Origin of the sequence: Hydrogenophaga sp. NH-16 (assembly GCF_004006415.1) — a bacterium.
In the GTDB taxonomy this organism is placed as follows: domain Bacteria; phylum Pseudomonadota; class Gammaproteobacteria; order Burkholderiales; family Burkholderiaceae_C; genus Hydrogenophaga; species Hydrogenophaga pseudoflava.
Window position 1 is genome coordinate 2,082,290 of record NZ_CP029344.1, and the last position, 24,849, is coordinate 2,107,138.

The following is a 24,849-nucleotide window of genomic DNA, read 5'->3' on the forward strand; positions in this document are numbered from 1 at the left end:
CCTGCAATGAGTTTCCGTACGTATGCCCGCAGGGCCGCCATTTACAGCCTGGTGCTGCTGTTCGGTGGCTTTCCAATATCGGTGGCGCTGGCCAACAGCCTGATGCTGATCGTTGTCCTTCTGTGGGCTCTGAGCCTTGACGGTACGGCGCTGCGCGAGTTCCTGCGCAGTTCCTGGGCCAATCCGGTGGTGCGCCCGGCGCTGGCGCTGGCGTTGTTGATCGTTCTAGCCTCGTTCTGGTCGCCGGCCAGCTGGGCGGAGATCGGCGGCTACTACAAGAAGTACGTGAAGTTCCTGCTGCTGCCGGTGTTCATCTTCCTGCTGGCGCGCCGCGAAGACCGGGCCCACTGCTGGACGGCGTTCGGTCTGGCTCTGCTGTTCACGCTGGTGTCCACCTGGCTGAACGTGTGGTTCCAGCTGCCCTGGTCGCGCACCTACAACCAGGGCTTCGGTGCCGACCACACCGTGTTCAAGGACCACATCTCGCAGGGCATCATGATGTCGCTGTTCACCGTCCTGTGCGCGCACTGGGCGATCAAGGCCACATCGAACTGGAAGAAGGTCCTGTGCTGGCTGGTGGCCGGGCTGGCCGCAGTGAGCATCCTGGTGCTGACGCAGGGCCGCACCGGTTACCTCAGCCTGTTGCTGGCCACTGTCGTGTTCTCACTGGCGATGCTCTGGCGCCGCCCGCAGATGCTGCTGGGCGTGGTGCTGGCCGGCGCGCTGGCCCTGATGTCGGCCTACACGCTCTCGCCGCAGTTCCAGCACCGCACCAACCTGGCCTGGCAGGAGGCGCAGAACCACAGTGCGGGGACCGTGACCTCGATCGGCGCGCGCATCGAGGTCTGGCGCTTCATGGTCCGCCAGACCGACTTTGACAACGCCAAGCTGATGGGCGCCGGAACCGCGTCCTACCCGGTGCTGGCGCGTTCGTACTTCAAGGATCCGAAGTTCTGCGACGCCATCTGCCCGCACCCGCACAACCAGTTCATCCTGTTCTATTTCGAGCAGGGGCTGCCGGGCTTCGTGCTGATCCTCTGGTTCATGGGCACCATCGTGCGGCAGGGGTTGCGCTACCGTTCGACGCACCGGGCGCTGATGCTGGCCTTCGTGAGCATCATGCTGACCTCGAACATGACCCACAGCTCGCTGTGGCTGTCGACCGAGAGCCACTTTTTCATCCTGATGACCGCACTGTTGATGGCCTCGGCGGGCCGGCGCCCACCGCCAGCGGTTCAGGCCTCGCCGGCGTAGCCCTTCAGCAGGTCGTCCCAGCGCGCCTCGTCCCAGTGGAACGGGTGGCGCCGACCCTGTTCCTTGCGCAGCGAACGGCGCAGACGCTCCAGGTTCTCCTGCTTCCAGGCCTCGCCCGGTCGCACGCCGCATTTGTCGAAGTCCACGATCCAGGCAGCGCCTTGCCCATCCAGCAACAGGTTGTGGCAGTTCAGGTCGGAGTGGAACACCTGGCGGTCGTGCAGCTGGCGGATGGCGCGTCCGAGTGCGATCCAGTCCGTGGCCGGTAACGGTCCTTCGGACAGCGCCTGGGCCACGTTGCGGGTCTGCGGGATCATCGCGACCACGATGTCGGCGGTGTGGCCGATCAGGCCGCGCACCTGTCGCGCCGCCACGGGCGCCGGCACCGGCAGGTCCCAGGCGCGCAGGCGGCGCAGCAGGGTGAACTCGTTCATGGCCCGGCTGGACAGCGGCGAACGGCCCAGGTAGCGGTCGGGGCTGAGCCGGGCCATCAGGCCACCGCGCCGGTAATGGCGCAGCACGCCCTCGCCGTGGTCCAGCGCCACGCGGTGGGCCTGGCCACGGCCGCTGCCCGTCGCCAGCGCTGCGCTGTCGTCGGGTGGCGGCGTGAACAGGGCCGGCAGAGCCTCGGCCACCTGGGCGGGGTCGAACCAGATGGTCTGACCGGCCGGCGACGATGCGCGGGCCGGCGCCAGGCGTTCGGGCCGCATCGGTGCCCAGACCTGGCGCAGTGCCTGCAGGCTGCGCTGGCTGCTGCCCTGCTGGCGCAGAACGAAATCGCGCGCCTGCTGGCCCTTGCGCTGCAGCAGGCCCTTGTCGCGCATCCACTGCGCGGCGGTGTGCAGCATCAGGCGGGCCGAGTCGACGCGCTCGCCCGCGCCGCAGGCCTCGACGTCCTGGTACAACTCCTGGAAGTGGTGGGTGTGCGGGCCGAACAGCACCGGCCGGGCACAGGCCATGGCCTCCAGCGCGTTGTGACCGCCGATGGGCACCAGGCTGCCACCGATGAAGCACACGCTGGCGTGCAGGTACCAGGTGCCCAGCTCGCCCATGGTGTCGGCCAGCAGCACCGCGGTGCCGGCCACTGGCGTTTCGCCACGGCTGCGCCGCACGAAGCTCAGGCCGCTCGCGGTGATCTGTTCGGCCACCTCGTCGAAGCGCTCCGGGTGACGCGGCACGAGGATCAGCAGCGCGCCGGGGTGTTGGCGCGCCAGTTCGGGCCAGGCCAGCAGCAGGGCCGCTTCTTCGCCGTCGTGCGTGCTGCCAGCGACCACGATGGGCCGCCCCGCCAGCCAGGGCAGGCGGTCCGGGCTCTCGGGCGTGTCGCGCTGGTCGAACTTGAGGTTGCCGGTGAGCACCAGGCGGTCGCCGGGCACGCCCAGGGCCGCGTAGTGCTCCACGCTGGGCGCGTCGGCGGCGGCCACCACGGCCATCTGCGACCAGACGGGCGCCATCAGGGCGCGCCAGCGCTGGTAGAACTGGGCCGAGTCGGCCGACAGCCGGGCGTTGACCAGGGCCACCGGCGTGAGCCGCTGGCGGCATTGCCAGAGCATCTCCGGCCAGATCTCGCGCTCGATCAGCACCAGCAGGGAAGGTTGCAGCCGGTCCAGGAAGCGGCGCGTGGCACCAGGTGTGTCGATGGGCGCGAAGACGTGGCGGATGTCATCGCCCCAATGTGAGCGCAGCGTGCGTGCGCCCGTGGGCGACTGGGTGCTGACCGTGATCGCATGGTCGGGCCAGGTCTCGCGCAGCGCCGCGATCAGCGGGCGCGCCGCCTGCACCTCGCCCACGGACGCGGCATGGATCCAGAGGCCGCCCATGGACGCGGGTTCGATGCGGACGAAGCCCAGCCGCTCGCGCAGCCGTTCACGGTAGCCGGCGTCCTTGCGGCCGCGCAGCCACAGCCAGCCCAGCAGGGGCAGCGTCAGACCGCGCAGCAGCAGCCGGTAGCCGTGCTGGGCCAGGCTGGCCTTGTTCAGCGCCAATGGTCGGCGACCCACTGGGTCGGCAGGACGCGGCGGTACCACTTGCCACTGACACCAGCGATGGCGTCGGGCGGATTGGGTTTGCCGTGGAAGGCGATGAGGCGGGCCCCCTTGGGGATGGTGGGCGGCTTGAACCAGCCCATGATGCCCGGCTGCAGGCAGTGTCGCTTGAAGCTGCGGCACCACTCCTCGGGCCAGTAGCTGAGCTTGCCCTGGCGCGCGAGATACAGCGTGATGAACTCCTGCTCGTTGCGCACCGGCGCGATCGAGGCGGGGTAGTCGTTCCTGAGGTGCTCCAGCGCGTCGGCGTGCGCGCCGATGGTGTAGAGGTAGCACGAGGTGTTGCCCGTGCCGTCCTTCTTGTCCCATTCCTTGATCACGATGAACTCGCCCTGCTGCTCGAAGAACGGGTCCAGGCTGTCGAGGATGACGATGTCCAGGTCGAGGAACAGGGTGCGGCCTTGCAGGTCGTACAGCGGGTTGGCGAACGAGGTCAGCTTGAGCCAGCCGTGGCCGAAGGTCCAGGGTTTGCGCTGGTCGAACTCTTCGAAGCCGACCATGGGGATGGATTTGACCTCGATGGCGGGGTCGATGCCGGCGCCGTCATCGGTCAGGCAGACAAAACGGAACGGCCGGTGCAGGTGGCGGCGGACCATGCTGTGCAACTTGTTGACGTACTCGGGGCCGTACTTCTTGCCCCACTTGATGCACAGCACATTGACCGCTTGCATGAATCACCTTTGGCTCTCACCCCGCGGGCGGACGACATGTCCGCCGCAGGAGGTGCAGCAGTTTATCGCAGCACCGCTGCCAGGGAAGTCAGCGGGCGAGCAGGGTGTTGACCGGCTGCAGGTCGTCGGCCTTGAGCACGCCGCCGGCCTGCTTCAGGCGCAGCTGGCCCACCAACACGTTGTAGCGTGCCACAGCCAGGTCGCGCTTGGTCTGGAACAGCTGGCTCTGGGCGTTGAGCACGTCGATGTTGATGCGCACGCCCACCTGGTAGCCCAGCTTGTTCGCGTCCAGCGCGCTCTGGCTGGACGCCTCGGCCGCTTCCAGGGCCTTGACCTGGCTGGTGCCCGAGACCACGCCGAAGTAGGCGCTGCGGATGGCCTGCGATATGTTGCGCAGCGCGGTCTCGCGGTCGGCGCGCGACTTCTCGACCAGCGCGAGCGCTTCACGGACCCGGTTCTCGATGGCGTTGCCGGCGTACAGCGGCAGGTTGAACTGCAGGCCGACGCTGGCGTTGTTGGTGCGCACGTTGCCGGCGGTCGGGAAGTTCGAGTTGGGGCCGCGCGCCACCTGGTACTGGCCGACCAGGTCCAGTGTCGGCTTGTGGCCAGCCTGGGCCTTCTGCACCTCGACCTCGGCGATCTCGAAGGCCTTGTCCGCCTGGCGCACCGCGGGATGCTGCGTCAGCGCCTGTTCCACCCAGGCCTCGGCGCTGGCGGGCTGCACCGCGGGCAGGTTCACCGGGGCGGCCAGCGGCTTCGGGCTGGCACCGCTGCGGCCCACCAGCTGGTCGAGGGCGAGCTTCTTGACCAGCAGGTCGTTGCTGGCGGCGATCTCCTGGGCCAGCACCAGGTCGTAGCGGGCCTGGGCTTCGCGCGAGTCGGTGACGGTGGAGGTGCCGACCTCGAAATTGCGTTTGGCCGCGGCGAGCTGCTCGGCCACGGCGGTTTTCTGTGCCTGCACGAAGGTCAGCGTGTCCTGCGCGGCCAGCACGTCGAAGTAGGCCTGGGCGGTGCGCACCATCAGGTCCTGTTCGGCCGCTTCCAGCTGGGCACGGGCAATCTCCACCGAGAGCTGGCCTTGCTCATCGTTGTAACGGTTGACCGGACGGTACAGCGGCTGGCTGGCCGAGAGGGTGACGTTTTGCGAGTTGCTGGTGCGGCCCGTGTCCGTCACGTCGTTGCGGCTGTTGGTCCAGTTGGCACCGGCACCCAGCCCCGCCTGCGGACGCAGGCCGGCCTTGGCCTGGTCGGCCTTGGCGAGACTGGCGTCGTACTGGGCGCGCGCCGACTGCAGCGTGGTGTCGTAGCCCCGTGCCGCCTCGTACAGCTCCACCAGGCTCTGGGCCTGGGCGCCCGCCGCACCCAGCGCGAGGGCGACCGCGAAGGAAAGGCGGGTCAGGGCAGAACGGCGGGGAGCGAAAGACGGAGCGGTCATGGGGTTTCCTTGGGAACAGGGCGCCGGCGGGGTCAGTACGTGGGAACCCCGGGATCGCGTTGCTGGGACCAGGCGTCGATGCCGCCGTGGACGTTGACGACGGCGGTGAAGCCGTTCTGGATCAGGAAGTGCGCCACCTGGGCGCTGCGTGCGCCGTGGTGGCACAGGCAGGCGATGGGGCGGTCGCGTTCGAGTTCGAGGTAGCGGGCGGGGACGCTGCGCATCGGCATGGCCACCAGCTCGAAGCCGTCGGGCCGCACCGAGGCGGTCTGCAGCTCCCAGGGCTCGCGCACGTCCAGCACCACCGGCAGTGCGCCGGGTTTCTGTGCGCTGGCGTGCTGCAGCCAGTCGTCGAGTTGGGCGGGGTGGATGGCTTGCATGGCGTCGCAGCTCAGAAAGAGAAGCGCGAGGGCTCGGCAAAGTTCCGCAAGCGGGGCGCGATCGTGTCCCAGGGCTGCTGGGTGCTGAAACCTGCGTCGTCCACGCGGGTGACGACGGTGGCACGCATCACCGGCTCGTGGCCGACGATGGCGATCAGACGGCCACCCTTGGCCAGCAGGGCCAGCAGACCGGCCGGCACTTCGGCGACCGAGCCGGCCACCAGGATGGCGTCCCAGGGGCCTTCGGCGGCGCAGGCGGCAAAGCCGTTGGCCGCGGCGTCGGCCACCCGAACCTCGGCGTTGGTGATGCCGGCCTGCTGCAGGTTCTGGCGCGCGGCGCTGGCGATGGCGTCGTCGATTTCCAGCGAGACCACGCGCTGGGCCAGGCTGGCCAGCAGCGCGGTGGTGTACCCGCTGCCGGTGCCGATCTCCAGCACCTTGTCGGTGGCTTTCAGTGCCAGGTCCTGCACCATGCGGGCCTGCACACGCGGGGCGAGCATGACCTGGTCGGCGCCGTGGCCCAGGGGCAGTTCCATGTCGACATAGGCCAGCGCCTTCTGCGCGGGCGGGACGAACTGGTCGCGCCTGACGCGGTCGAGCAGCTCCAGCACGGCCGGGTCCAGCACCTCCCAGGGGCGGACTTGCTGTTCGATCATGTTGAAGCGGGCACGGTCGAGGCTCAGGGGCGTCGAAGAGGTCATTTTTGATACTCCGGTGGGTATGTTAGCCGATCTGTTCCGATTTTACCGAGCGGGGCTCATCGGGCCGCTGACGCCGCGGGCGCGAAGCCCAGCCGGCGCCGCACCCAGGTTGCCAGATCGTCCATGTAGCAGTAGACGACTGGCACCACGACCAGGGTCAGGATGGAAGAGGTGATGACACCGCCGATCACGGCCTGGCCCATGGGGGCGCGCTGCTCCGAGCCTTCGCTGAGCGCAAAGGCCAGCGGCACCATGCCGAACACCATGGCCAGGGTGGTCATCAGGATCGGGCGCAGCCGCACCTTGGCCGCCAGCAGCAGGGCGTTCTCGCGGTCCAGCGGCGGCTGGCCCTCGAAGCCCTCGCGCGCCCGGATCGCGAAATCCACCAGCAGGATGGCGTTCTTGGTCACCAGGCCCATCAGCAGCACGATGCCGATGACCGAGAACATGCTCATGGTCGAGCCGAACATCAGCAGCGCCAGCACCACGCCGATCAGGGTCAGCGGCAGCGAGGTCATCAGCGCCAGCGGCTGCAGGAAGCTCTGGAACTGGCTGGCCAGGATCATGTAGATGAAGATGATCGCCAGCGCCAGCGCCGAGACCGCGTAGGCAAAGGATTCCTGCATGTTCTTGGTCGAGCCGCCGAACTCGTAGCGGTAACCCGGCGGGAAGCTCATCTGGTCGAGCACCTGGCGGATCTCGCCCGAGACCTCGCCGGCCGAACGGCCGTAGACGTTGGCGCTGATCGCGACCTCGCGGTTGAGGTTGCGGCGGTTGATCTGGTTCGGACCGGTGGACTCGACCACCTCGGCGATCTGGCCCAGGCGCACCACGCGCGCGCTGCCGTCGGCGTTGTTGCCGACCACGAAGGGCAGCTGTTCCAGGTCGTCGGCGCGGGCGCGCTGCTCCGGCGCCAGGCGCACGTTCACGTCGTAGCTCTCGCCGTCGGCGGCACGCCAGTTGCCCACGGTCTGCCCGGCCACGAAGGTGCGCAGGCTGCTGGCCACGGCTGCGCTGTTGAGGCCCGCGTCCGAGGCGATCTCGCGGCGCATCACGATGTCCACCGTGGGTTTGTTGGGCTTGATGCTGGCGTCCAGATCGACCAGGCCGACGATGGGCCGCACGCGCTCCGTCACCTGGGCGGTCAGCCGCTCCAGCTCGGCCAGGTCGTCGCCCTGCAGCGAGAACTCGATCTGCTTGTTGCCGCCCACCGGGTCGAGCAGGCCCGCGTGGGTGACGGTGATGCCGGGCACGGTGCGCAGCCGGTCGCGCAGCTTCGCCGCCATGGCGTCGGCGTTGAGCGTGCGCGCCTGGCGGTCGACCAGGCGCACGTAGACGCTGGCGTACATCGTGCCCTGCGCGTTGCCGGTGTTGATGGTCGAGAGCGTGTACTGGACCTCGGGGAACTCGCGCAGGATGGCCTCGACCTGCTTCGTCTTCGCCTCGGTCGCCTGAAGCGAGGAGCCGACCGGCGTGTGGAAGGAGAGCGAGGTTTCGGAGAAGTCGGCCTTGGGCACGAACTCGGTGCCCAGCAGCGGCAGCATGAACACGCTGCCGACGAAGACCGCGAGCGCCAGCGCCATGGTGGACAGCTTGTGCGAGAGCGACCAGCGCAGCGCGCCCTGGTAGGTGTCGGCCAGCCGGTCCTGGATGTGGTCGAACCAGCCGGTGATGCGGCCGATGGTCTTGTCGTAGAGGCTGACGGGCGCGAGGTGTCTTCCGTGCTTCTCGATCTCGGGGTCGTGCCAGACCGAGGACAGCATGGGGTCGAGCGTGAAGCTCACGAACATCGAGATCAGCACGGCCGCGACCATGGTGATGCCGAACTCGTGGAAGAACTTGCCGATGATGCCGCCCATGAAGCCGATGGGCAGGAACACGGCGACGATGGACAGCGTGGTCGCCAGCACCGCCAGCCCGATCTCCGAGGTGCCGTCCATGGCGGCGTCGAACGGCTTCTTGCCCATCTGCACGTGGCGCACGATGTTCTCGCGCACCACGATGGCATCGTCGATCAGCAGGCCCACCGACAGCGTCAGCGCCATCAGCGTGATCATGTTGATGGTGAACCCGAGCAGGTTCATGAAGAAGAAGGTGCCGATCACCGAGATCGGCAGCGTCAGGCCGGTGATCACCGTCGAGCGCCACGAGTTCAGGAACAGGAACACGATCAGCACGGTGAGCAGCGCGCCCTCGATCAGCGTCTGGCGCACGTTCTCGACCGAGACGCGGATCGGCCGCGAGCCGTCGGCGATCGGCTCCAGCTTCACGCCCGGTGGCAGCTCGGCCTTGAGCGATTCGACGGCGACCTTCAGGCCATCGGTGACCGCGATGGTGTTCTCGTCCTGCGCCTTCTGCACCTGCAGCAGCAGGGTGCGCTGGCCGTTGTAGAGCGCCAGGCTCTCGACCTCCTGCGTGCCGTCGCTCACGCGCGCGACCTGCGACAGGTGCACGGGGCTGCCGCCGCGCCGCGCCACGATGATCTGGCCGAAGTCCTGCGGGTTCTTCAGGCGCGAGAGCACCTGCACCACGCGGTCGCGCTCGCTGGTTTTGAGCGTGCCCACCGGCAGGTCCTGGTTCTCGTTGCGCACCGCCGTAGTGACCTGGTCGGCGGTGACGCCCAGCGCCTCCATCGCGGCCGGGTCGAGGTGGATGTTGACGGCGCGCCGGGTGCCGCCCACCAGGGTGACCGAACCCACGCCGCGCACGTTCTCGAGGCGCTTCTTGAGCGTCTGCTCGGCCCAGGTGGTCAGCTCGACCGCGCTGAGCGCCTTTCCGTTGACTGCTTCAGGGAGCACCGCCACCGACCAGATCGCCCGGCTGGCGGGGTCGAAGCGCAGCACGCGCGGTTCCTTCACGTCGGTGCGGAAGCTCGGCTTGAGGATGGCGATCTTCTCGCGCACGTCGTCGGCGGCCTTGCGGCCGTCGATATGCAGCTGGAACTCGATGATGACGACGGACTGGCCTTCGTAGCTGCGCGAGGTGAGGGCGTTGACGCCGGCGATGGCGTTGACGGCTTCTTCAACCTTCTTCGTGACCTCGGATTCGACGATCTCGGGCGAGGCGCCGGGGTACTCGGTGGTGACCACGACCACCGGGAAGTCGATGTTGGGGAACTGGTCGACCTTCAGGCGCTGGAAGGCGAACAGCCCCAGCACCAGCAGGGCCAGCATGACCATGGTCGCGAAGACCGGGTTGCGCAGCGAAACGCGGGTGAACCACATGGTGCGGCGCTCAGTTGGTGGCGGCGGTGACCGGGGGCGTGGCGGCGGGCGCCGCGAGCTTCACCTCGGTGCCCTCTCGGATCAGGCCGGCCTGCACGCGCAGCAGCTGCGTGCCCGCGGGTGCGGCGGTCACGCCGTCGACCACCAGCATGGCCTCACCGCCGTGCTGCCCCTGTCGGCCCAGGGGGACCGGCACGTGGGCGATCTTGCCGCTCTGGATCACCTGGATGTAGGGCTGGGGCTTGTCGTTGCGCACCGCCGAGAGCGGCACGGCCAGCGCCTGGATCTGGCCGGTGACGATCTCGCCCTGTGCGAACAGGCCCTGGCGCATGCCGGCCGCGGCGGGCAGGCGCAGGTAGACCAGCACGCTGCGGCTGCCGGCCTGCACGCTGGGGTTGATGCGCGCCACGGTGGCGTCCACCGGTTTGTCCAGACCTTCAATCTTGAGCCGCGCCTTCTGGCCCACCGCCACGCTCGCAGCGTCGGCCGGGGCCAGCGCGGCTTCCAGCTCGAAGCCGCTGAGATCCACCACCTCCAGGATGCGGGCGTCCACGCCCACGCGCTCGCCGTTCTGCACCAGCCGCGCCGAGACCTGGCCCGACAGCGGCGCGCGCAGCGTGGTGTCGCCCAGCGCCTTGCGCGCGATGTCCAGCGCCGCCACAGCCGCCTGGTGGTTGGCCTCGGCGGCCGCGAGGTTGTTGGTCGAGGTCTCCAGCGCGGTGGCCGAGATGAAGCCCTGCTGCACCAGCGACTGGTTGTTGTCCTGTGCGCGCCTGGCGATCGCCACCTGTGCCAGCGCCGATTTCGCCTGCTGCTCGGCCTGGCGCACGCGGGCCTGGGCCTCGGTGCTGTCGATGCGCGCGACCACTTCGCCCGCCTGGACGGCATCACCCTCGCGCTTGGTGATGCCCTGCACCTCACCCGCCACGCGGGCCTTGATGGCCGCGGTCTGCAGCGCCCGCAGCGACCCCGAGACGCCGACCGACTGCGCCAGGTCCAACCGTTCGACAGACGCCACGTCCTGCGGCGGCAGTTCGTACACCGGCGCCTTCTGCGCGGCGACGGCGGCCGCGGTGGCGGCCTCGTTCTGCGCTTTGCGCTTGCCCAGCGCGCGCGCCACGCCGAGGGCGATGGCGATCACGAGCAGGGCCAGCAGCAGCCATTTGATCCAGCCGGAACGGGAAGCGGGTGCGTTCATGGGGTTCTCGGAAGAGGTCTGGTGTTCAGGGGCGCACGCGCATGCCGTCCAGCAGCAGGCCGACCTGCGTGCCCAGGAAGGCCTGCGGGTCCAGCCGGTCGGCGGGCGGACAGCAGGGTGCCATGGAGTGTTTCCACATCAGCAGGAAGATCATGGGCGCGATCAGGCTGTAGACCGCGCTGTCCAGGTCCATCGGCCGGAAGTCGCCACGGTCGATGCCGCGCTGCAGCACCCGCTTGAGCAGGGCCCGGCCGGGGTCGATCACCTCGTGCTGGTAGAAGCTGGCGATCTCGGGGAAGGTGCCGGCCTCGCTCATCACCAGCTTGGTGATGCCCGAGGCGGCCGTCATGCCGATGCGTTCCCACCAGGCGTTCATGGTGTAGCGCAGCAGTTCGGCGCTGTCGCCCTGGAAGGCGTCCAGCTCGTCGTTCCACTCGCCGAAGCGGCCGGCGATGGTTTCGCGCACCACCGCCTTGAAGAGTTCTTCCTTGCTGGGAAAGTAGAGGAAGAGGGTGCCTTTGGAGACCCCCGCGCGTGCGGCGACCTCCTCGACGCGGGTGGCGGCGAAGCCTTTTTCAACGAACAGGGCGAGCGCGGCGTCCAGCAGTTCGCCCGGGCGGGCTTCCTTGCGGCGTTCGCGTTTGGTGGGGGAGAGCGCGGAATTCATCTTCTAATGACTGACTGGTCAGTAGTTTAGTTCCGCACCCCCGCAGCGTCAATCTGCGACAGCAGCGTGCGCAGGTGGGCTGTCACATCGGTCGGCCAGTCCGCCGCCAGCGCCTCCACCCGTGCCAGATCGCCCGCGAACAGCGCGCGGCTGACCTCTTCGTACTGCGGCAGGTCGCCGCACACGATGGACATGAAGCGGTAGGCCGCCTCGGTGGCGCGCCGCTGCGCCTCGGCGGAGCCGCCATCCCGCATGGCCGACTGCACCAGCTTGCGCAGCGCGACCGAGGCGCCCCCGGGCTGGCGCGCGAGCCAGTCCCAGTGGCGCGGCAGCAGGGTGACCTCGCGAGCGGTCACGCCCAGCTTCGGCCGCCCGGGGCCGCGCGGTACCTCGCCGCCTGGCGCCTCGTCCGGTTCGTCGGTGGCCGGGGCGGGCGGCAGCTGCGCCAGCAGCTGGGCGGCGGGTGTTCGCCAGTCCAGTTCGATGCGTTCGCTGGTGACGGCGTCGAGCACGAGCGGCAGCGCCTCGGGCTGTGCCGCCAGGTGCTGCTGCACGGCGGCGATCACGCCGGCCGGCTCGCCGCGGGCGAGCCGGCGGTGGTGTTCAAAAGCGATCCAGTGTGGAGAAAGCGATGGCATGTGAGCGGCGTTCGAATATTACCCGGGTAAAAGTATAGCTCATTTTTACCCGGGTAATAAAACGGACCACCGCCGTCAAGCGCTTGCCGCACGCAGAGTCAGCGCCCGCGCCCGCTCCACGATGCTGGCGGCGTCGACCGCGAAGAAGCGCCGCAGCGCGGCGCGCGTGTCGCTGCGGCCGAAGCCGTCGGTGCCCAGGGTGGCGCAGGCGCGGTCGGCGGGCAGGTAGGCGCGCACGCTGTCGGGCACGGCGCGCACGTAGTCGGAGGCGGCCACGATGGGCCCGCGGGTCTGGCCCAGCAGGCGCGCGATGTAGGGCTCGGCTGCGCCTGCGGCGGCGCCTTCGCGCGCCAGTTCGCTCCAGCTGGTGACGCTGACCACGTCGACGCCCAGACCCTGTGCGGCCAGTTGCTGCGCGGCTTGCCGCACCTCGCCCAGGATGGCGCCCGAGCCCATCAGCGTGACGCCGGGGCCGCTGGCCGGGCCCAGGCGCTCGAACAGGTAGGCCCCGGCGATCACGCCGGCCGCCGCGCCCTCGGGCAGGTCGGGCTGGGCGTAGTTCTCGTTCATCAGCGTGACGTAATAGAAGACGTCCTGCTGCCGCTCCAGCATCTCGCGCATGCCGTGGTCGAGGATGACGGCCAGTTCGCCCGCGTAGGCCGGGTCGTAGGCCCTGCAGTTGGGGATGGTGGCGGCCACCAGGTGGCTGCTGCCGTCCTGGTGCTGCAGGCCTTCGCCGCCCAGCGTGGTGCGGCCCGAGGTCGCGCCCAGCAGGAAGCCGCGGGCGCGCTGGTCGGCGGCGGCCCAGATGGCGTCGCCGACGCGCTGGAAGCCGAACATCGAGTAGTAGATATAGAAGGGCAGCATGGCCAGGCCGTGCACGCTGTAGCTGGTGGCCGCCGCCGTCCAGCTGGCGATGGCGCCGGCCTCGCTGATGCCTTCTTCCAGGATCTGCCCGTCCTTGGCCTCGCGGTAGCTCAGCACCGAGCCGATGTCTTCCGGCGCGTAACGCTGGCCCACGCTGCTGTAAATGCCGACTTGCTTGAACAGGTTGGCCATGCCGAAGGTGCGCGCCTCATCGGCCACGATGGGCACGATGCGAGGTCCCAGTTGTCCGTCCTTGAGCAAATTGCCCAGCATGCGCACGAAGGCCATGGTGGTGCTCATCTCCTTGCCGCCGGCGGCGAGGGCGAACTGGCCGTAGCCCGCCAGCGATGGCACGGCCACCGGTTCGCAGCTGGTGTCGCGGCGCGGCAGGTGGCCGCCCAGCGCGGCGCGGCGCGCGTGCAGGTACTGCATCTCGGGGCTGTCGGCCGCGGGTTTGTAGAAGCTGAGGCTTGTGGCCTGCTCATCCGTCAGCGGCAGGTTGAAGCGGTTGCGGAACTCGATGAGGTCGGCGTCGTCCAGTTTTTTCTGGCTGTGCGTCGTCATCTTGCCCTGCCCCGCTTGTCCCATGCCATAGCCCTTTTTGGTGTGGGCCAGGATCACCGTCGGCTGCCCCTTGTGGGCGGCAGCAGCGGCGTAGGCGGCGTGAATCTTGACGAGATCGTGTCCGCCCCGTTTGAGGCGGTCGATCTGCTCGTCGGTCATGCCCTGGGCCAGGGCGGCCAGCTCGGGGTTCTGACCGAAGAAATGTTCTCGGTTGAAGCGGCCGTTCTTGGCCGCAAAGGTCTGCATCTGGCCGTCCACCGTGCCCTGGAGCGCGCGCACCAGGGCGCCGCTGCGGTCGCGAGCGAACAGGCCGTCCCAGTCGCTGCCCCAGACCAGCTTGATCACGTTCCAGCCGGCGCCGGCGAACAGGCGTTCGAGCTCGTCGATGATGCGGCCGTTGCCGCGCACCGGGCCGTCCAGCCGCTGCAGGTTGCAGTTGACCACCCAGACCAGGTTGTCCAGCCGCTCGCGCGCGGCCAGGGTGAGCGCGCTCATGCTCTCGGGCTCGTCCATCTCGCCGTCGCCGAACACGCCCCAGACCTTGCGGCCGGCGCAGTCGAGCAGGTTCCGGTCGCTCAGGTAGTGCATGAAGCGCGCGTGGTAGATCGAGCTGATCGGCCCCAGGCCCATGGAGCCGGTGGGGAACTGCCAGAAGTCGGGCATCAGCCAGGGGTGCGGGTAGCTGGAGAGGCCGCGCGCGCCGTGTTCGGGCGCCACGATTTCCTGCCGGTAGTGCGCCAGGTCGGCCTCGCTCAGGCGACCTTCGAGGAACGCGCGGGCGTAGACGCCGGGCGCGCTGTGGGGCTGGAAGAACACGAGATCGCCGCCATGGCCGTGGCTCCGCGCGTGGAAGAAGTGGTTGAAGCCGGCCTCGAACAGGTCGGCCGCGCTGGCGTAGCTGGCGATGTGGCCGCCCAGTTCGCCATAGGCCTTGTTGGCGCGCACCACCATGGCCAGGGCGTTCCAGCGCATCAGCGAGGCCAGCCGCTCCTCGATGGCGAGGTCACCCGGGAACGGCGGCTGGTCGTCGACCGCGATGGTGTTGACGTACGGCGTGTTGCGCTCGGGCTGCCAGCCCACGTGGTGTTCGTGCGCCAGGCGGGCCAGTTCGTCCAGCACGGCGCGGGCGCGCGCCGGCCCCTGGGTGTCAATGAGCGAGCGCAGGGCGTCGCGCCACTCCTGCGTTTCGGCCGGGTCGAGGTCGGGGCTGGTGTTCAAGGGAATTTCTCCGGGTGAGCGCAGGACTGTAGGCAGGGCGCACGCGCATTTGTTGCCGGACTTGCTGAACAATGGGCGCCTCTGCAGCACGATGCACCGCCAAACCAATGAAAAGCAGCACAAACCACCTCGACGCCACCGACCGCCGGATTCTGGAAGAACTCCAGCGGGACGCCAGCCTGTCCAACGTCGAACTCGCGCGCCGTGTGCACCTCTCTCCCTCCCCTTGCCTGGCCCGGGTGCGCGCCATGGAAGCCAGCGGGCTGATCCGCCAGTACGTGGCCCTGCTGGACGCCGGCCAGCTCGGGCTGCACCTGAACGTGTTTGTCTCCATCAGCCTCAGGCAGCAGAGCCGCAAGGCGCTGCAGGCCTTCGAGGAGCGCATCACGCTGCGCGAGGAGGTGATGGAGTGTTACCTGATGTCCGGCGACGCCGACTACCTGCTGCGCGTGGCCGTGCCCGACATGCCGGCGCTGGAGCGCTTCATCCTGGAGCAGCTCTCGCCCATCGCCCAGGTCGAGAAGATCCGATCTTCGTTTGCGCTCAAGCAGGTGCGCTACAAGACGGCGCTGCCGCTGGCGCCGACCTGATGCCTGTGGGGCGCCGCCCTCAGCCCAGCCGGATGCCCACGCGCGTGATGCGCCCGCCCTCCAGCGCGCGCACGCTCAGTTCCGCCGCGCCCAGCATGGCGCTGTCGCCTTCGACGGCCGGGCGCCGCAGTTCCTCACGCATCCAGGTGGCCACGTCGGTCGGCGCATCGGGCGGCACGGGCAGGCCATAGAAGGCGCACAGCGTGTCCATCGGCGTCGCGCCGTCGATCACGAAATCGCCGAACACGAGGCGGCTGGCCTGCAGGTCATTGGGCTCGGGCAGCGCCAGGCCCAGCCGCCGCGCGCTCCAGGCGATGGTCGAGCCCTGCAGCAGCAGCGAGGTGAGCACCACGACGAAGGCCACGTTGAAGAAGGTCTGCGCGCCGGGCACACCGGCCATCAGCGGGAACATGGCCAGCACGATGGGCACCGCGCCGCGCAGACCCACCCAGGAAATGAACGCGATCTCGCGCGGCGGAAAGCGCAGCGGCACCAGGCACAGCGCCACCGCCAGCGGCCGCGCCACCAGCATCAGCACCAGCGACACCCCCAGCCCGGGCAGCAGGGTGGGCAGCAGCTGCGACGGCGTCGCCAGCAGGCCCAGCAGCAGGAACATGCCCGCCTGCGACAGCCAGGCGTAGCCGTCCATGGCCGAGAGCGTGGACCGCACCTGCCGCCGCGCCCGGTTGCCCGCGATCACGCCCATGGCGTACACCGCCAGAAAGCCCGAGCCGCCCAGCCAAGTGGTGGCCGCGAACACCGTCAGCCCGCCCGAGACCAGCAGCAGCGCGCGGATGCCGCCGCCACCGTCCTCGCCGCGCCCCAGCCGCTTGAGCAGTTCGGCCATCGCGAAGCCGGCGCCCAGCCCCAGTGCCCCGCCCCAGCCGAACTGCAGGGCCAGCGAGCGCAGCACCTCCAGCGCCGACAGCCCGGCGCCAGACCCTGCGGTGGACGCCGCCAGCACCACGCCGATGAGCGCCAGCGTCAGGTACACCGCCATCGGGTCGTTCATGCCCGACTCGATCTCCAGCGTCGCAGCCACACGCTCGTTCAGCCGCACGCCCGAGGACTTGAGCAGTGCGAACACCGCGGCCGCGTCGGTCGAACCGACGATGGCGCCCACCAGCAGCGCCATCGGCCAGGACAGGTCCAGCAGCCAGCGCGCCGCCGCGCCGGTGATGCCCGCACTGAGCACCACGCCCAGCGTGGCCAGCAGCAGCGAGGGCTTCAGGCCGGTGCGGAAGGTGTCGAAGTCGGTGCGCAACCCGCCGTCGAGCAGGATCACCGCCAGCGCGATGTTGCCGACCCAGAAGCTCAGCCGGAAGTCGTTGAACACCAGCCCGCCGGGCCCGTCCTGGCCGGCCAGGATGCCCGCCAGCAGGAACACCAGCAGGAAGGAAAACCCCACCCGCGTCGAGACCACGCCCGCGAGCACGCTGACGAACACCAGCGCGGCGGCGACGAGCAGGGGCAGGGCGAGAAAGTCCAGCGACAGGGCCATGGCCGCAAGCTAACAGAATGTGTGCCGGCGGTGGGGCTGAGGACTACATTACGTCTGGCTGCATGGTCAACCCGTGGCAGGTCGCCCACGCCTGCAGCCGGGAGTCCGCACCATGACCGCCACGCTGCAAGCGCTTCTCGGATTCATCGCCTGGACCCTGTGCCTGCTGGTCCTCATGGAAGCCATCCGGTCCTGGCTCGTCCTCTCGGGCACCGTGCCCGCCAATGGCTTCACCCCCGACAACGCCAACCTCTCGCCCTTCATGCAGCGCCTGGCCCGGGCGCACGCGAACTGCCTGGAGGGGTTGCCCCTCTTTGGCGGGCTCATGCTGGTCGCCGTGGTGGCCGGGCGGGCGACCGTCACCGACCCGCTGGCCTGGGTGCTGCTCGGTGCGCGCATCGTGCAGTCTCTGATCCACCTGGTCTCGACTTCGCCCGCCGCCGTTACTGCGCGGTTCACCGCGTTCGCGGTGCAGGTGGCGATCGCGGTGTACTGGGTGTTCGGACTGTCTGCGGCCTGACGCCCTGGTTGTGGTGTCGCCCCGTGCCATGAACCCGGAGCGCTACACCGGCAGGTCTTCGTGCAGGCAGAGGTAGTTGCCTTCGGTGTCCTTGAACCAGGCGGCCTTCTCGGCCCCGAGCACGCAGACGTGGTTCACCGTCTTCAGCCCGGGAAAGTCGTAGTCCTCGAACACCACGCCCGCGCGTTTCAACTGCGCGATGCTGGCGGCGATGTCGTTCACCTGGAAGCTGATGGCGGTGTGATCGGCCTTGGTGCCGTCGGGTTTGGGGAACAGGGCCAGCGTGGTGCCACCGACCGAATAGACGAACTTGCCGTCGGGTTTGAACCCGCCCGGTGTCAGGCCGAGACAGCCTTCGTAGAACGCCCGCGCGCGGTCGATGTCTTTCACGGGCAGCATGGTGGTGACAGAAGCAGTGGACAACATGGCCGGTCCTTTCGCTCGATCCGGCCGCGTTTGCGCCGCCTGGCGCCCGCCAGGCCACACCGGGCCGGCGCACCAGCATAGGCCTGAGGCGACCCCGGCGCCAGTGGCCCCCACCGGGTGGTGTGGGCATGGCTGGAACTACCATGCTCATCCATGACCCAGGACAAGCTCGACCTCCTCATCGACCTGCACCAGCCCAACCCCCGCCAGGGGCCGGGCGGCGACGCACAGACCGAACTGGCGCTGCGCCTGACCGGGCTTGACCCGGCGGCGCTGCTGACTGTGGCCGACATCGGCTGCGGCACCGGTGCCGCCACGCTCGCGCTGGCCCGGCTGCTGCCGCAGGCGCAGATCACCGCGGTGGACTTTCTGCCACCGTTCCTGACGACGTTGCAGCAGCGCAGCAAAGCCGCCGGGGTGGCCGATCAAGTCACACCACTGGCGGCGTCCATGAGCGAACTGCCGTTTGCCGACGCGCAGTTCGACCTGCTCTGGTCCGAGGGCGCGATCTACAACATGGGCTTCGAGAACGGCGTGAAAAACTGGCGGCGCTTTCTCAAGCCCGGTGGTGTGCTCGTCGCCTCCGAACTCACCTGGAGCACGAATACCCGCCCGGCCGAACTGCAGGCCTTCTGGGACGCCGCCTACTCCGAAGTCGCCACCGCCGCGGACAAGATCCGCGTGCTGGAGCGGCACGGCTATTCGCCACTGGGCTATTTCGTGCTGCCCGAGACCTGCTGGCGCGACGCCTACTACCGCCCGCTGCAGGCGGGCTTCAATGACTTCCTTTGCCGCCACGGAAACAGCGAGGCCGCACGGGCGGTGGTGGCGGAACACGAGCAGGAGATTGCGCTGTACGAAGCAAACTCGATGTACTTCGGCTATGGCGTGTACGTCGCCAGGCGGATCACATTTCCGCAGACATCCCACCTGTTCCCATGACGCTGCCCTTCGAATACCAGAACCCCACGCTCCAGTTCGAGCGCTTCATGGTCGACGCCCGCAACTGCGCCGGGCTGCCCACCACCAACATGGCCTGGAACATGGTGGTGGGTGTGCTGCACGCGTTCCGCCGGCGACTGACCGTGCCGCAGGCCCTCGCTTTTGCGGCCGTGCTGCCGCCTGTGATCCGGGCGATCTTCATCGAAGACTGGCCCTTTGACCAGGCGCCGGTGCCCTTTGGCGGGCCGGACGAGTGGCTGGCAGACGTGCGCGCCGTGCGCACGGAGCACAACTTCTCGCCCGCCGACTCGGTGGTGTCCGTGGCAACGGCATTGCGGCGGCATGTGGATGTGGTGGCATTTGAGAGGGTGCTGGCGCAGCTGCCACCTGAGGCTCGCCGGTACTGGCAGGCGAGACCTGCCCCATGACACCCACCCGGCTTCAACTCCAGCGCTGGCAGTCGCTCACCGGAGATCAGCGCGAGCGCGTGCTGGCCCTGCACATCTCGCCCGAGCAGATCGAGTTCGCCGGCACCACCGCGCAGGCCGTTTCTGTGTGCGAAGGCGCCTCGCCGGACGAGGTGGCCGGCCTGGCCATTCTGGAATCGGAAACGCCCATCGGCTTTGTGCTTCTCAGCCGGGGTGCCCGGTTGCCGGACTGGGCCCCAGCGGGTTCTGCTGCGCTCAGGGCCATGCGCATCGACAGCCGCGAGCAGGGCAAAGGCCACGGACGCGCTTCGCTGGCACTGGTGGCTGCGTGGGTGTCGGAACACTGGGCGTCCTGCAGGACGCTCGCGCTGTGTGTGGACGACCAGAACCTCGCCGCCCGGCGTGCTTATGAAGTGGCCGGGTTCACGGAGTACGCGGAACCCAAGGCGGGGCGGATTGGGTTGGTGCGGTATCTGTCGATGCTGTTGGCAAAGGTTTCTTGAAGCGCTCGCTCAATCTGGCACGACCATCATTGCGCAGACACAGGCGAGGCGGCGTCAGGCTGGGGTCCAGGCCTGCATCGCCTGCGCAGGTGTCAGGATCTGCAAACCGGTGATGGCCGGGACCGACAGCAGGTCGTCGTCCCCCGTCACAAGCCAGGGGGCTTGCGCCGCGAGCGCTGTCCGGATGAATACATCGTCGTCCGGGTCGCGGCTCCAGCGCAGTTCCGCCAGCTCGGGCGGAATCTCAACCCACAGCGCAGCCGCACTTGCATCGCGCAGGATGCTCTTGCGCGCCTCCAGGCTGATGTAGCGGTCGAACTTGGGTTTCCAGATGCGGGTTTCCAGTTCAGCGAACGTGGCCTCGGAAAACACCGCTGTCCCCTGCAACAGCGCCGCACGCACCACCTGGGTTGGTGTTCCGCTGGGCGAAAGCGCTGCGCTGAGCCAGATATTGGTATCCAGCACCACGAGCAGCCGCTGGCGCTCAACTCTCATCGGCCAGCAGGCGCTGCAGTTCGTCTTCCGTCAGACCTTGCGCGGCGGCGCCAGCGGCGTTCTGCGCCAGCGTGCCCTGCAGACGGTTCGCGTAGAAATTGCGCATGGCCTCGTAGTCTTGCGCACTGACCATCACACCCACCACGCGGTCGCGCTTGAGCACCTGCACGGGCTCGCGCTGGACTTGGTCGAGGAATTCGCCAAAGTGGGTCTTGGCCTGGTTGGCGGTGTAGGAGAGCATGGGCGGGCGCCGGTGGTGGAAACAGGACAAATTTTCACACGAATCGTTCGATTCGTGTGCTTTGATCGATTTTAGGCTAGCTGCGTTTTGGGTAGTCCCACTGCTGCAGCCACAGGCGCTATCAGCGTTTGATCGGTTACGCTGACAACTCTGGGGCTATTCGCAGCATAGGGACTTTGTTTGGGGAAAGGCAAGGCTTAACCCCGTCACCCCCTAGAACCTATGTCATTTAGGAAGTTTATTGGGGACTCTGCTTTAAAAGGAGATTGACTTGGATTCAGATAAAAAAAGCTTGCTGGCTCTCTTTAAAAATATAAAAAAGCCTGAGGTAAGGAGGTTTGTTGATGTTCCAAAATTTTATCGATCCAAAGAATTTGATGAATTATTGGAGATAATCTGTGCGCACGCAGTGATCACAGGGGATACGGGAAGGCTGCAAGAAGTTTTAATTTTTTTGATCACTCTAAGTTCTTGGAGGATGTTGCCTCAAAAATTCAATTGAGATCGGGGCTTCTTGTGAGTCGTGAATTGGGTGGTTTTAAGTTTGTCTCATCGACGCGCGCAAAAACAAAGACCTCAGTTGAACTTTCGATTCGTAAGGGATCTTCTTCGTTAGCTCGCGTTGCGGACAAGGGGCTGGCAAGAAATGGGGGGAAGAGTGATGTCGATGCATTGGATCATTGGTCCCGATTGCCGGGATCTTACGGGAACGGCAAACGGCGATGACCGAAACGAAGTGGTGTCTATACTTAGCTATTGATTCGGAATTTTTAGGTGTAACTCATGACCGCACAACTTCCAGATAAGGTTCTATATGAAGGCGAAGAGTACGTTACTTTTGACGAGCCACTTTCTTCACTTGGAGAGTTGCCGGAGTTTATGGATTTGAGTACAGGAAATATCAAAGGGTATTTTTCCGTATGGGTGTTTGTTGCTGATCGTTTTTTTGTCGTTTCGCTTCGTGGCTATGTGCCAGGAAAGACCGGTAAGGGGCTTGGGCTTGTTTTTCCTGATGTCCAAGAGCCTGTTTTTGCTAGTTGGTACTCTGGGAAGCTCAAACTTCTGGGTGGGAAGCTGCTTAGTCGAAGTGATATATGGCCAATCTATGAGCGCGAAATTTTACTGGAGGTGAAAGATGGAGTGATTCAGGGAAGTACGTTGCTTGATAGAACTGGTGAACCTGTTCGTCATGAATATGATTCGGCTTTGATTTTGTCGATTGAGTGCCTTGAAGGGCTTGCTTGCGAAGTGATTGACTCCGTGCGAGATCTAGGTGTTTCTAGATTGGGTGATCTTGTTCAGTTTGATGGATTGGAGTTGGCGAAGGTGGCAGGTCTGAGTATTGATTCGGTAATTGAAATTAGAAAGGCACTTTCTGTTTTTGGGCTCTCGTTTGGAATGAGCTTGCAAGGCTGGCCGCCTATGAAAGGTTCGGCGAGGTCGCTTTGAGTCGATTTGTGTCTTGCGGTGAATGAGGCTGAAAAAAAGGGCTGCCACTGGCAGCCCTTCTTGTTACGGCATGCGACCCGGTCAGTTCGCGAACGCTGCAATCCCGGTGATCGCGCGGCCCAGGATCAGCGCATGCACGTCGTGCGTGCCTTCGTAGGTGTTCACCACCTCCAGGTTCACCAGGTGGCGGGCCACGCCGTATTCGTCGCTGATGCCGTTGCCGCCCATCATGTCGCGGCTCATGCGGGCGATGTCCAGTGCCTTGCCGCAGCTGTTGCGCTTGAGGATGCTGGTGATCTCGACGGCGGCGGTACCTTCGTCCTTCATGCGGCCCAGACGCAGGCAGCCCTGCAGGCCCAGGCTGATCTCGGTCAGCATGTCGGCCAGCTTTTTCTGGATCAGCTGGTTGGCGGCCAGTGGGCGGCCGAACTGCTGGCGGTCCAGCACGTACTGGCGGGCGCGGAAGTAGCAGTCTTCGGCCGCGCCCAGCGCGCCCCAGGCGATGCCGTAGCGCGCGCTGTTCAAGCAGGTGAACGGGCCCTTCAAGCCGCGCACGTCCGGGAAGGCGTTCTCTTCCGGCACGAACACCTCGTCCATGACGATTTCACCGGTGATGCTGGCGCGCAGGCCGACCTTGCCGTGCACGGCCGGGGCGGAGAGGCCCTTCCAGCCCTTTTCCAGGATGAAGCCGCGGATCTGGCCGCCGTCGTCCTTGGCCCAGACCACGAACACGTCGGCGATCGGGCTGTTGGTGATCCACATCTTGGCGCCGCTGAGCTTGTAGCCGCCGTCGACCTTGCGGGCGCGGGTGATCATGCTGCCGGGGTCGCTGCCGTGGTTGGGTTCGGTCAGGCCGAAGCAGCCGATCCATTCGCCGGTGGCCAGCTTGGGCAGGTACTTCTGCTTCTGCGCTTCGCTGCCGAATTCGTTGATGGGCACCATCACCAGCGAGCTCTGCACGCTCATCATGCTGCGGTAGCCCGAATCCACGCGCTCCACTTCGCGCGCCACCAGGCCATAGCAGACGTAGTTCAGGCCAGCACCGCCGTACTGCTCGGGGATCGTCGGGCCCAGCAGGCCCAGCTCGCCCATCTCGCGGAAGATGGACGCGTCGGTGGTCTCGTTGCGGAAGGCCAGCTGCACGCGGGGCAGCAGCTTTTCCTGGCAGTAGGCGCGGGCGGCGTCCTGCACCTGGCGCTCGTCGTCGGTGAGCTGGGCGCTGAGGTGGAAGGGGTCTTCCCAGCTGAAGGTGTTCTTGCTCGTGGCCATGGTGCGGGTCTCCGGTGGAAAGGGTGGAAGGTCTTGGTTGTGCGAGATTGTCGGGCGACCATGAATAGCTGTCTAATATTGATTGCCGATTGATCAATACACAAAGCAGATTCATGGAATTCCGCCACCTGCGCTGTTTCACCGTGCTCGCCGAGGAGCTGCATTTCGGCCGCGCAGCCCAGCGGCTGGCCATGACGCAGCCGCCGCTGTCCATGACCATCCAGCAGCTCGAAGCCGACGTGGGCGCGCGCCTGTTCGAGCGCAACAGCCGCGGCGTGGCGCTCACCGCGGCCGGGCTGGCCTTTCTGCCGCGCGCGCAGGCGCTGCTGGAGCAGGCGGCGCTGGCCGCACGCGAGGCGCGCGACGTGGGGCAGGGGCTGGCGGGGCAACTGCAGATTGGCTTTGCCGGCACCGTGCTCTACCGCGGCCTGCCGCAGGTGCTGCGCGACTTCACCGCCGCGCACCCGAAGCTGCGGCTGGCGCTGCGCGAACTCAGCAGCAGCGAGCAACTGGTGGAGCTGGTGCACGACCGGCTGGACCTGGGCTTCGTGCACACCACGCGGGTGCCGGCGGGCTTCTCGCAGATCCTGGTGTCCAGCCAGCCTTTCATGGCCTGCCTGCCCGCCGGCCACCCGCTGGCGAAGAAACGCAAGCTGCCCTTGCAGGCGCTGAAAGAAGAGTCCTTCGCCATCGTCATGCGCGTGGTCTCGCCCGACTACCACGACCGCATCCTCGCCGCCTGTGCCGACGCGGGGTTCGAGCCCGCGCTGGGTTTCGAGCTGCGGCACTGGCTGAGCGTGGTGTCGGTCATCGCGCAGGGTCTGGGCGTGGGCCTGGTGCCTGCGGCTCTGCAGCAGGCCGGGCTGCCGGGCGTGGTGTTCCTGCCTCTGGAGCAGCCGCTGGCCCCCTACGACACGCACTGCCTCTGGCGCACCGGGCGCGACCAGTCGGCGCTGGGCGCGTTCCTGGCGGCGGTCCAGCGCGCGGCCGCACCCGCGTGAGGGTCGAGAGGGTGTAAGACCCGCCGCCTGCGCGCGACCAAGACGGGTGCGACACTCGTCGTCGCTGCAACGAATCCACGGAAAGGACACATTGATGGAAACGCTGGTACTGGGCGGTGGCTGCTTCTGGTGCACCGAGAGCGTTTACAAGGAAGTGCGCGGCGTGACCGACGTCGAGTCGGGCTACAGCAACGGCCAGGCACCGCGGCCCAGCTACGAGGACGTGTGCACCGGCCTCACCGGTTGCAACGAGGTGGTCAAACTCGAATACGACCCCGAGCAGGTGAGCACCCGCGAGTTGCTGGAAATCTTCTTCGTGGTGCACGACCCGACCACCCTGAACCGCCAGGGCAACGACGTGGGCACGCAGTACCGCAGCGGCATCTACTTCACCACCGACGAGCAGCGCGCCACCGCGCAGGCGCTGATCGACGAGCTGACGGCCGAGAACGCCTTCGGCCGCCCCATCGTGACGGAAGTGCTGCCGCTGGCGAACTACTGGCCCGCCGAGGACTACCACCAGGACTTCTTCGAGCGCAACCCGCACCAGGGTTACTGCATGGCGGTGGCGGCGCCCAAGGTGGCGAAGTTCCGCAAGACGTTTGCTAGTCTTGCCCGTTGA

The 24,849-nt window shown here is 67.2% G+C and carries 25 protein-coding genes; 10 read left to right on the forward strand and 15 right to left on the reverse strand.

Annotation, left to right across the window (positions count from 1 at the left end; translation table 11 throughout):
* Positions 1 to 6 precede the first annotated feature (6 nt).
* Positions 7 to 1,254 (forward strand): O-antigen ligase family protein, encoded by a 1,248-nt coding sequence (locus DD542_RS10110; RefSeq protein WP_127805504.1) that lies wholly within the window; start codon positions 7 to 9, stop codon positions 1,252 to 1,254.
* Here DD542_RS10110 and DD542_RS10115 read toward each other — a convergent pair.
* The 10 genes from DD542_RS10115 to mdeB all read right to left on the reverse strand — a co-directional run bounded on the left by DD542_RS10115 (position 1,236) and on the right by mdeB (position 14,868).
* A complete protein-coding gene (locus DD542_RS10115) occupies positions 1,236 to 3,239 on the reverse strand; it encodes a 3-deoxy-D-manno-octulosonic acid kinase (protein ID WP_127805506.1) in 2,004 nt (667 codons plus the stop codon). The genes DD542_RS10110 and DD542_RS10115 overlap by 19 nt on opposite strands.
* Positions 3,230 to 3,970: a glycosyltransferase gene (locus DD542_RS10120; RefSeq protein WP_127805508.1), complete on the reverse strand. Its 741-nt coding sequence runs from the start codon at positions 3,968 to 3,970 to the stop codon at positions 3,230 to 3,232. Before DD542_RS10120 ends, DD542_RS10115 begins: the two co-directional genes overlap by 10 nt.
* A gap of 88 nt (positions 3,971 to 4,058) precedes the next feature.
* On the reverse strand, positions 4,059 to 5,405 hold the full coding sequence (locus tag DD542_RS10125; protein ID WP_127805510.1) for a TolC family outer membrane protein: 1,347 nt from the start codon (positions 5,403 to 5,405) through the stop codon (positions 4,059 to 4,061).
* A gap of 32 nt (positions 5,406 to 5,437) precedes the next feature.
* Positions 5,438 to 5,785 (reverse strand): rhodanese-like domain-containing protein, encoded by a 348-nt coding sequence (locus DD542_RS10130; protein WP_066158042.1) that lies wholly within the window; start codon positions 5,783 to 5,785, stop codon positions 5,438 to 5,440.
* A gap of 11 nt (positions 5,786 to 5,796) precedes the next feature.
* The gene (locus DD542_RS10135) at positions 5,797 to 6,486 is read right to left on the reverse strand and encodes a protein-L-isoaspartate O-methyltransferase (RefSeq protein ID WP_127805512.1); all 690 of its coding nucleotides are present in this window, start codon (positions 6,484 to 6,486) and stop codon (positions 5,797 to 5,799) included.
* 56 nt (positions 6,487 to 6,542) lie between these two features.
* The gene (locus tag DD542_RS10140) at positions 6,543 to 9,710 is read right to left on the reverse strand and encodes an efflux RND transporter permease subunit (RefSeq protein ID WP_127805514.1); all 3,168 of its coding nucleotides are present in this window, start codon (positions 9,708 to 9,710) and stop codon (positions 6,543 to 6,545) included.
* A 10-nt stretch (positions 9,711 to 9,720) separates the two neighbouring features.
* Positions 9,721 to 10,908, reverse strand: a complete 1,188-nt coding sequence (locus tag DD542_RS10145) for an efflux RND transporter periplasmic adaptor subunit (protein WP_127805516.1) — start codon at positions 10,906 to 10,908, stop codon at positions 9,721 to 9,723.
* 25 nt (positions 10,909 to 10,933) lie between these two features.
* On the reverse strand, positions 10,934 to 11,575 hold the full coding sequence (locus tag DD542_RS10150) for a TetR/AcrR family transcriptional regulator (protein WP_066158054.1): 642 nt from the start codon (positions 11,573 to 11,575) through the stop codon (positions 10,934 to 10,936).
* 26 nt (positions 11,576 to 11,601) lie between these two features.
* Positions 11,602 to 12,213: a DUF2239 family protein gene (locus tag DD542_RS10155; protein WP_127805518.1), complete on the reverse strand. Its 612-nt coding sequence runs from the start codon at positions 12,211 to 12,213 to the stop codon at positions 11,602 to 11,604.
* Between the two features lie 75 nt (positions 12,214 to 12,288).
* Positions 12,289 to 14,868: an alpha-ketoglutarate dehydrogenase gene (gene mdeB, locus DD542_RS10160; RefSeq protein ID WP_127807357.1), complete on the reverse strand. Its 2,580-nt coding sequence runs from the start codon at positions 14,866 to 14,868 to the stop codon at positions 12,289 to 12,291.
* Between the two features lie 101 nt (positions 14,869 to 14,969).
* On the opposite strand from mdeB, the gene DD542_RS10165 reads away from it, so the two are divergent.
* Positions 14,970 to 15,452 (forward strand): Lrp/AsnC family transcriptional regulator, encoded by a 483-nt coding sequence (locus tag DD542_RS10165; protein WP_127805520.1) that lies wholly within the window; start codon positions 14,970 to 14,972, stop codon positions 15,450 to 15,452.
* Positions 15,453 to 15,471: 19 nt separating this feature from the next.
* On the opposite strand, the gene DD542_RS10170 is transcribed toward DD542_RS10165, so the two are convergent.
* Positions 15,472 to 16,953, reverse strand: a complete 1,482-nt coding sequence (locus DD542_RS10170) for a potassium/proton antiporter (protein WP_079365379.1) — start codon at positions 16,951 to 16,953, stop codon at positions 15,472 to 15,474.
* A gap of 112 nt (positions 16,954 to 17,065) precedes the next feature.
* Here DD542_RS10170 and DD542_RS10175 point away from each other — a divergent pair, with 112 nt between their 5' ends.
* Positions 17,066 to 17,473, forward strand: a complete 408-nt coding sequence (locus DD542_RS10175) for an MAPEG family protein (RefSeq protein WP_127805522.1) — start codon at positions 17,066 to 17,068, stop codon at positions 17,471 to 17,473.
* A gap of 42 nt (positions 17,474 to 17,515) precedes the next feature.
* On the opposite strand, the gene DD542_RS10180 is transcribed toward DD542_RS10175, so the two are convergent.
* Positions 17,516 to 17,899, reverse strand: a complete 384-nt coding sequence (locus DD542_RS10180) for a VOC family protein (protein ID WP_127805524.1) — start codon at positions 17,897 to 17,899, stop codon at positions 17,516 to 17,518.
* Positions 17,900 to 18,052: 153 nt separating this feature from the next.
* Here DD542_RS10180 and DD542_RS10185 point away from each other — a divergent pair, with 153 nt between their 5' ends.
* Genes DD542_RS10185 through DD542_RS10195 form a run of 3 tightly spaced genes read left to right on the forward strand, consistent with a single transcriptional unit; the run spans position 18,053 to position 19,772 of the window.
* Positions 18,053 to 18,841: a class I SAM-dependent methyltransferase gene (locus DD542_RS10185; protein ID WP_127805526.1), complete on the forward strand. Its 789-nt coding sequence runs from the start codon at positions 18,053 to 18,055 to the stop codon at positions 18,839 to 18,841.
* Positions 18,838 to 19,269 carry a DUF2267 domain-containing protein gene (locus DD542_RS10190; RefSeq protein WP_127805528.1) on the forward strand — a complete coding sequence of 144 codons (432 nt, stop codon included), beginning with the start codon at positions 18,838 to 18,840 and terminating at the stop codon, positions 19,267 to 19,269. Before DD542_RS10185 ends, DD542_RS10190 begins: the two co-directional genes overlap by 4 nt.
* Positions 19,266 to 19,772, forward strand: coding sequence for a GNAT family N-acetyltransferase (locus tag DD542_RS10195; RefSeq protein ID WP_127805530.1), 507 nt, complete (start codon positions 19,266 to 19,268; stop codon positions 19,770 to 19,772). The genes DD542_RS10190 and DD542_RS10195 overlap by 4 nt, the downstream gene beginning before the upstream one ends.
* 54 nt (positions 19,773 to 19,826) lie before the next feature.
* Here the strand turns inward: DD542_RS10195 and DD542_RS10200 are convergent, their stop codons facing one another.
* Positions 19,827 to 20,267, reverse strand: coding sequence for a putative toxin-antitoxin system toxin component, PIN family (locus DD542_RS10200; protein ID WP_127805532.1), 441 nt, complete (start codon positions 20,265 to 20,267; stop codon positions 19,827 to 19,829).
* Positions 20,257 to 20,508 (reverse strand): type II toxin-antitoxin system Phd/YefM family antitoxin, encoded by a 252-nt coding sequence (locus DD542_RS10205; protein WP_127805534.1) that lies wholly within the window; start codon positions 20,506 to 20,508, stop codon positions 20,257 to 20,259. Before DD542_RS10205 ends, DD542_RS10200 begins: the two co-directional genes overlap by 11 nt.
* A gap of 271 nt (positions 20,509 to 20,779) precedes the next feature.
* Here DD542_RS10205 and DD542_RS10210 point away from each other — a divergent pair, with 271 nt between their 5' ends.
* Both DD542_RS10210 and DD542_RS10215 read left to right on the forward strand, forming a co-directional pair.
* A complete protein-coding gene (locus DD542_RS10210; protein WP_127805536.1) occupies positions 20,780 to 21,010 on the forward strand; it encodes a hypothetical protein in 231 nt (76 codons plus the stop codon).
* A 281-nt stretch (positions 21,011 to 21,291) separates the two neighbouring features.
* Complete coding sequence (locus DD542_RS10215) at positions 21,292 to 21,957, forward strand: hypothetical protein (RefSeq protein WP_127805538.1); 666 nt, start codon at positions 21,292 to 21,294, stop codon at positions 21,955 to 21,957.
* A gap of 81 nt (positions 21,958 to 22,038) precedes the next feature.
* On the opposite strand, the gene DD542_RS10220 is transcribed toward DD542_RS10215, so the two are convergent.
* Positions 22,039 to 23,226, reverse strand: a complete 1,188-nt coding sequence (locus DD542_RS10220) for an acyl-CoA dehydrogenase (RefSeq protein ID WP_127805540.1) — start codon at positions 23,224 to 23,226, stop codon at positions 22,039 to 22,041.
* 113 nt (positions 23,227 to 23,339) lie between these two features.
* Between DD542_RS10220 and DD542_RS10225 the strand changes: the two genes are divergently transcribed.
* Positions 23,340 to 24,227, forward strand: coding sequence for a LysR family transcriptional regulator (locus DD542_RS10225; RefSeq protein WP_127805542.1), 888 nt, complete (start codon positions 23,340 to 23,342; stop codon positions 24,225 to 24,227).
* Positions 24,228 to 24,321: 94 nt separating this feature from the next.
* Positions 24,322 to 24,849, forward strand: a complete 528-nt coding sequence (gene msrA / locus DD542_RS10230; RefSeq protein ID WP_127805544.1) for a peptide-methionine (S)-S-oxide reductase MsrA — start codon at positions 24,322 to 24,324, stop codon at positions 24,847 to 24,849.